6 protein-coding genes are annotated in these 5,691 nt (G+C 73.2%); 5 read left to right on the top strand and 1 reads right to left on the bottom strand.

What is annotated here, in order from left to right:
* Nucleotides 1-10: 10 nt before the first annotated feature.
* Nucleotides 11-784 (bottom strand): cobalamin B12-binding domain-containing protein, encoded by a 774-nt coding sequence (locus tag H0U68_RS06385; RefSeq protein WP_296353775.1) that lies wholly within the window; start codon nt 782-784, stop codon nt 11-13.
* Nucleotides 785-996: 212 nt separating this feature from the next.
* Here H0U68_RS06385 and H0U68_RS06380 point away from each other — a divergent pair, with 212 nt between their 5' ends.
* The 5 genes from H0U68_RS06380 to H0U68_RS06360 form a co-directional block, all read left to right on the top strand.
* Complete coding sequence (locus H0U68_RS06380) at nt 997-2,292, top strand: FAD-dependent oxidoreductase (RefSeq protein ID WP_296353773.1); 1,296 nt, start codon at nt 997-999, stop codon at nt 2,290-2,292.
* Complete coding sequence (locus H0U68_RS06375; protein ID WP_296353772.1) at nt 2,289-3,038, top strand: DUF1365 domain-containing protein; 750 nt, start codon at nt 2,289-2,291, stop codon at nt 3,036-3,038. The genes H0U68_RS06380 and H0U68_RS06375 overlap by 4 nt, the downstream gene beginning before the upstream one ends.
* Before the next feature lie 12 nt (nt 3,039-3,050).
* A complete protein-coding gene (locus H0U68_RS06370; protein ID WP_296353770.1) occupies nt 3,051-4,292 on the top strand; it encodes a cyclopropane-fatty-acyl-phospholipid synthase family protein in 1,242 nt (413 codons plus the stop codon).
* Nucleotides 4,293-4,303: 11 nt separating this feature from the next.
* Entirely contained in the window at nt 4,304-4,810 is a 507-nt protein-coding gene (locus H0U68_RS06365; protein WP_296353768.1) for a chalcone isomerase family protein, read from the top strand.
* On the top strand, nt 4,807-5,691 hold an 885-nt coding region (locus tag H0U68_RS06360; protein WP_296353767.1), incomplete at its 3' end, for an MFS transporter. The genes H0U68_RS06365 and H0U68_RS06360, both read left to right, overlap by 4 nt.

Genomic DNA, 5,691 nt, shown 5'->3' with positions numbered 1-5,691 from the left:
GGCCGGCACCTCACATCGGGCGCGGCGGTAGCGCGAAGTCCTCGGCCAGCAGGTCGGGGATGGCGGCCAGGTCCGCCACCGCGCGCACGCCGGAAACCGCGCGCCTGTACAGCGCCGGGCAGCTGCCGCCGGCCCAGATGCGGATGCCCACCGGCAGCATGCCGCGCAGTTCCTCCAGCCCGCGCAGCACCTGCGCCGAATGGGCAGACCCGGAAAAGCTCAGGGCCACCAGGTCCGTGCGGTAGGCGCGCGCCGCCGCGGCAATCTGCTCAACCGGCAGCCGCACACCCAGCTGCACGGTCTCGCAGCCCTGCAGCGCGAACAGCGCCTGCGCCATCAGCAGCCCCAGGCCGTGCGGCTCCTGCGGGAACGTGGTCAGCAGCACGCGCGGCGCCTCCGGCCGCACCGCCTGTTGCAGCCGCGCGATGGCCGGGCGCAGCACCTCGTACAGGCTGTCGGAATACAGGTGCTCCTCGTGGATCTCCAGCTCGCCGGCCTGCCAGGCCTCGCCCACCTGCAGGTTCATGGCCGGCACGTCCACCGCGGCGAAATGCGCCAGCCCCGCGCGCGCCAGGCCGGCTTCCAGTTCGCGCCGCACAGCGGGCGCGTCGTGCGCCAGCAGCACGCGCAGCAGCGCCGAGGCCGCGCGCGGCCGGCGTGCCGGCGCCGGCTGCCGGCTCTGGCCGTACAGCCGGCGCATTTCGTCCGGCCCCGCGGCCAGCAGCTTGGCCGGCCGGATAGCTGCGCTCGCCGCGCGCGTCGCGCGCCGGCGCGGGAAAGCCATAGCGCCGCTCCCACATGCGCACGGTGGCGCGCGGCAGCCCGGTGTCGCGTTCCACCTCCGCGATGGAGCGCGGCGGCGCGTCGCCGGCGCCTTCCTGCACAGGTCTCGAATCCATTTGCCGATTGTCCGCGTATTGCAGTGGGAATGGTAGCACCATGCTATTCTTTGTCGTAGGACAAACAGTTTTTCTAATTTAATACGAGAGGGTCACCATGAGAGTTGCGGTGGTCGGCGGCGGCATCGCCGGGCTGGCGGCGGCCCACGCGCTGCGCGGCCAGGCCGAGGTCACGCTGTTCGAGGCGGATACGCGCTTCGGCGGCCACGCGCACACGGTGGATGTGACGCTCGACGGCGTCACGCACGGCGTGGACACCGGCTTCCTGGTGTTCAACGAGCGCACCTATCCGGGCCTGATCCGCCTGTTCGCGCAGCTGGGCGTGGCCACGGCGGCGTCCGACATGTCGTTCTCGGTGCAGGTGCCCGGCGCGTTCGGCAACCGGCCGCTGGAGTGGAGCGGCAGCAGCCTGGACACCGTGTTCTGCCAGCGCGGCAACCTGCTGCGCCCGCGCTTCCTGCGCATGCTGCGCGACCTGCTGCGCTTCAACCGCCTGTGCACCCTGCTGGCCGAATCGGGCGCCGAGCTGCCGCTGCGCGAATCGCTGGCCGACTTCCTGGCGCGCGAGCGCTTCGGCGCCGAATTCCGCGACTGGTACCTGCTGCCGATGGCAGCCTGCATCTGGAGCTGCCCCGCGGCGCAGATGCTGCGCTTTCCCGTCGGCACGCTGATCCGCTTTTGCCACAACCACGGCCTGCTGCAGGTCACCGGGCGGCCGCAGTGGTACACCGTGCGCGGCGGCTCGCGCCGCTACGTGGACGCCATCGTCGCCGGCCTGCCCGACGTGCGCGCCGGCACGCCGGTGCGTCGCATCTGGCGCGGCGCGCAGGGCGTGACGCTGGCCACCGACCGCGGCAGCGAATACTTCGACCGCGTGGTGCTGGCCGCGCACTCCGACCAGGCGCTGGCGATGCTGGCCGATGCCGAACCGGACGAAGCCACGGTGCTGTCGGCCATCGGCTACCAGACCAACCGCGCGGTGCTGCACACCGACGCCGGCATGCTGCCGGCCAACCAGCGTGCCTGGGCAGCCTGGAACTACGAGAGCGCGCCGCCCGGCCGGCGCGGCCTGGTGTGCCTGCATTACCTGATCAACCGGCTGCAGCCGCTGCCCTGGCAGCGCCCGGTGATCGTCTCGCTCAACCCGGTGCGGCCGATCGCGCCGCAGCACGTGCTGGCGGAGTTCGACTACGCGCACCCGGTGTTCGACGCGGCCGCCATGCAGGCGCAGGCGCAGCTGGAAGGCCTGCAGGGACGCCGCCATACGTGGTTCTGCGGTGCCTGGACCGGCTACGGTTTCCACGAGGACGGCCTCGTCTCTGGCCAGGCCGCGGCACGCCAGCTGCTCGCGCGTGGCTCGATCGAGCGCACTGCCGCCGAGGCGTTCGTATGAACACGGCGCTGGTCGGCTTCGGCCAGGTGCGCCACACGCGGCTGCGGCCGGTGCGGCACGCCTTCGCCTACCCGACCGTGTTCCTGCTGCTGCCGATGCGCAGCCTGCGCACCAACGGCAGCGGCGCGCTGGCGCGCAACCGCCGCGCGGCCGTCAGCTTCCGCGACGCCGACCACGGCGACGGCCGCGCCGACGCGCTGGCCTGGATCGACGAACTGCTGGCCGCCGAGGGCATCGCCGATGCCGGCGGCGAAGTGTGGCTGCACTGCCTGCCGCGCGTGCTCGGCTACGCCTTCAAGCCGGTGAGCTTCTGGTACTGCCACCGCGCCGACGGCACGCTGCGCGCCATCGTGGTGGAGGTGAACAACACCTTCGGCGAGCGCCACTGCTACCTGTTGGACGCGCCGGCCTGGGGCCGCGAGCAGGAGGCGCGCAAGGTGTTCCATGTCTCGCCGTTCTGCGCGGTCGAAGGCAGCTACCGCTTCCGCTTCCTGCTCACGCCGGGGCAGGAGCGCACGGTGGCGCGCATCGACCTGCACGACGCGCAGGGCACGCTGCTGCGCACCAGCGTCAGCGGCGTGCTGCAGCCGGCCACCACGGCGGCGCTGCGCGCTGCGCTGTGGCGCCACCCCCTGCTCACCTTCGCCATCGTGGCGCGCATCCACTGGCAGGCGCTGGCGCTGTGGCTGCGCCGCGTGCCCTTTGTCTCCAAGCCCGCACCGCCGCACGGCTTCGTCACCCGCTGAGATCCTTCGCGCATGAACACCAGCACCATCCCGTCCCTTTCGCTCGCCACGCCCGTGCCGGGCGCCGCGCGCGCCACGCTGAAACTGCTGCAGCGGCTGCGCCACGGCACGCTGACCGCGCACCTGCCGGATGGCTCGGTGCAGCGCTTCGGCGGCGGCGAGCCGCACGCGGCCATCACCCTGCGCGACTGGGACGTGTGCGCCGCCGTGCGCGCGCGCGGCGACATCGGCCTGGCCGAGGCTTATCTGCGCGGGGAATGGACCACGCCCTCGCTCACCGAGCTGCTGGCGCTGTTCCTGCGCAACCGGCGCGAGATGGAAGCGGCGATCCGCGGCCACTGGCTGGGCCGCTTGGCCTGCCGGCTGCGCCACCTGCTGAACCGCAACACGCGCAGCGGCAGCCGCCGCAACATCGAGGCGCACTACGACCTGGGCAACGCCTTCTACCGGCTGTGGCTGGACGGCACGATGAACTACTCGTCGGGCCTGTTCGAAGGCGACGCCGCGCGCTCGATGGAAGACGCGCAGCATGCCAAGGTGCGCCGCGCGCTGCGCATGGCGGGGATCGCGCCCGGCGCGCGCGTGCTGGAGATCGGCTGCGGCTGGGGCGCGCTGGCCGAGGAGGCGGCGGCCCAGGGCGCGCGCGTGACGGGCGTGACGCTGTCGCACGAGCAGCTGGCCTATGCGCGTGAACGGCTGCAGAACGCCGGCCACGCTGGCGACCTGCGGCTGCAGGACTACCGCGACATCGCCGACGCGCCGTTCGACGCGGTCTGCTCCATCGAGATGGTGGAAGCGGTCGGCCGCGAATACTGGCCCGGCTACTTCGCCACCGTGGCGCGCCTGCTGAAGCCCGGCGGCCAGGCCTGCATCCAGGCCATCGTGATCGACGACGCGCTGTGGCCGCACTACATGCGCGAGACCGACTTCATCCAGCAGTACGTGTTTCCCGGCGGCTGCCTGCCCTGCCCGTCGGAATTCGAGCGGCACGCGCGCGCCGCCGGGCTGGAGGTGGTGGACCGCTTCTCGTTCGGCACCGACTACGCGCGCACGCTGCGCTGGTGGCGCGAGCGCTTCACCGCCGCGCAGGCCGACGTGCAGGCGCTTGGCTTCGACGAAAGGTTCATGCGGCTATGGGAGTTCTACCTGTCGTATTGCGAGGCGGCGTTCGCCGAGGGCAGCACCGACGTGATGCAGTACACGCTGCGCAAGCCTGGCGCCGCGGCGTCGCCGCTGGCGTCGCTGCCGCCCTGACGGCAGCAGCCATGACGCTGTCCGCTCCCGCCTTCGGCGAAGCACCGCCGGCGGCGGTGGCCGAACTGGTGTCCGCGCCGCGCCTGAGCGGGCGCGCGCAGCTGGCGTGGTGGGGCCTGAAGGTGTACGACGCGCGACTGTGGACGGGCCCTGCGTTCAGCCTGCGCGCGTTCGCCGGGCACCCGTTCGCGTTGGAGCTGCACTACCTGCGCGGCTTCAAGGGCGCCGACATCGCCGAGCGCTCATTGATGGAGATGCGCCGCGCCGGCCCGCTGCCCGAAGCGCAGGCCGCGCGCTGGCGCGAGGCGCTGCAGCGCACCCTGCCCGACGCCATCGACCGCGGCGACCGCCTGCTGGGCGTGCACCGGCCCGGCCGCGGCGCCGCCTTCTTCCACAACGGCAAGCCGCTGGGCGAGATCGTCGACACTGAATTCTCGGCGCGCTTCTTCGGCGTCTGGCTCGGCCCCGCCACCTCGGAGCCCGGGCTGCGCGACGCGCTGGCGGGCGGCACGCCATGAGCGGTGTGGCGGCCGGCGGCTGGCGCTACGGCCTGCTCGGCCTGCCACTGGCGTTCGCCGCGCTGCCGCTGTACGTGCAGCTGCCCGCGTATTACGCCGGCACCTTCGGCGTGCCGCTGGCCGCATTGGGCGCGCTGCTGCTGGCCGCGCGGCTGTTCGACGCGGCCATCGATCCCTGGCTCGGCACGGCGGTCGACCGGCTGCTGGCGCGCAAGCCGGCCGCCGTGCCGGTGGCCGCGACCGGCGCGGCGGCGGTGCTCGCGCTCGGCTTCGCCTTGCTGTTCGTGCCGCCGGTGCGCGGCATGGCTGCCCTGCTGGCCTGGGCCGCTGGTGCGCTCGCGCTCACCTACGCCGCCTTCAGTGCGCTGACCATCGCGCACCAGGCCTGGGGCGCCATGCTGGGCGGCGACGAGGCGCAGCGCGCCCGCATCGTCGCCTGGCGCGAAGGCTTCGCGCTGGCCGGCGTGCTGCTCGCGTCGGTGCTGCCGCTGCTGGTGGGATGGGCCGCCACGACGCTGGTGCTGGCGGCGGCCCTCGCGCTCGGCTGCTGGGCATGGGCATCCACCGCCGCGAACGCGCCGGGTGTCCGCACAACGGCGCCAGCGCCGGCCGACCGCTGGCTGCCCTTCGCGCGTCAGCCGTTTCGCCGCCTGCTGGCCGTGTTCGCGCTCAACGGCATCGCCACCGCGGTGCCGGCCACGCTGCTGCTGTTCTTCGTGCAGGACCGGCTGCAGGCACCCGCCGCGATGCAGCCGGTGTTCCTGGGCGCCTATTTCCTGTGCGCCGCGCTGTCGATCCCGCTGTGGCTGCGGCTGGTGCCGCGCACCGGGCTGGCGCGCGCCTGGCTGGCCGGCATGGTGCTGGCGCTCGCCGTGTTTGCC

The sequence above is a fragment of the Ramlibacter sp. genome, assembly GCF_013697775.1.
Classification (GTDB): Bacteria; Pseudomonadota; Gammaproteobacteria; order Burkholderiales; family Burkholderiaceae_C; genus Ramlibacter.
This window is presented reverse-complemented; position numbering and strand designations above follow the sequence as displayed.

What these genes read in the sequence shown, in the direction of transcription:
- H0U68_RS06385 (WP_296353775.1), bottom strand. Translation starts at nt 784, where the DNA reads ATGGCTTTCCCGCGCCGGCGCGCGACGCGCGCGGCGAGCGCAGCTATC.
- H0U68_RS06365 (WP_296353768.1), top strand. Translation starts at nt 4,304, where the DNA reads ATGACGCTGTCCGCTCCCGCCTTCGGCGAAGCACCGCCGGCGGCGGTG.
- H0U68_RS06375 (WP_296353772.1), top strand. Translation starts at nt 2,289, where the DNA reads ATGAACACGGCGCTGGTCGGCTTCGGCCAGGTGCGCCACACGCGGCTG.
- H0U68_RS06380 (WP_296353773.1), top strand. Translation starts at nt 997, where the DNA reads ATGAGAGTTGCGGTGGTCGGCGGCGGCATCGCCGGGCTGGCGGCGGCC.
- H0U68_RS06370 (WP_296353770.1), top strand. Translation starts at nt 3,051, where the DNA reads ATGAACACCAGCACCATCCCGTCCCTTTCGCTCGCCACGCCCGTGCCG.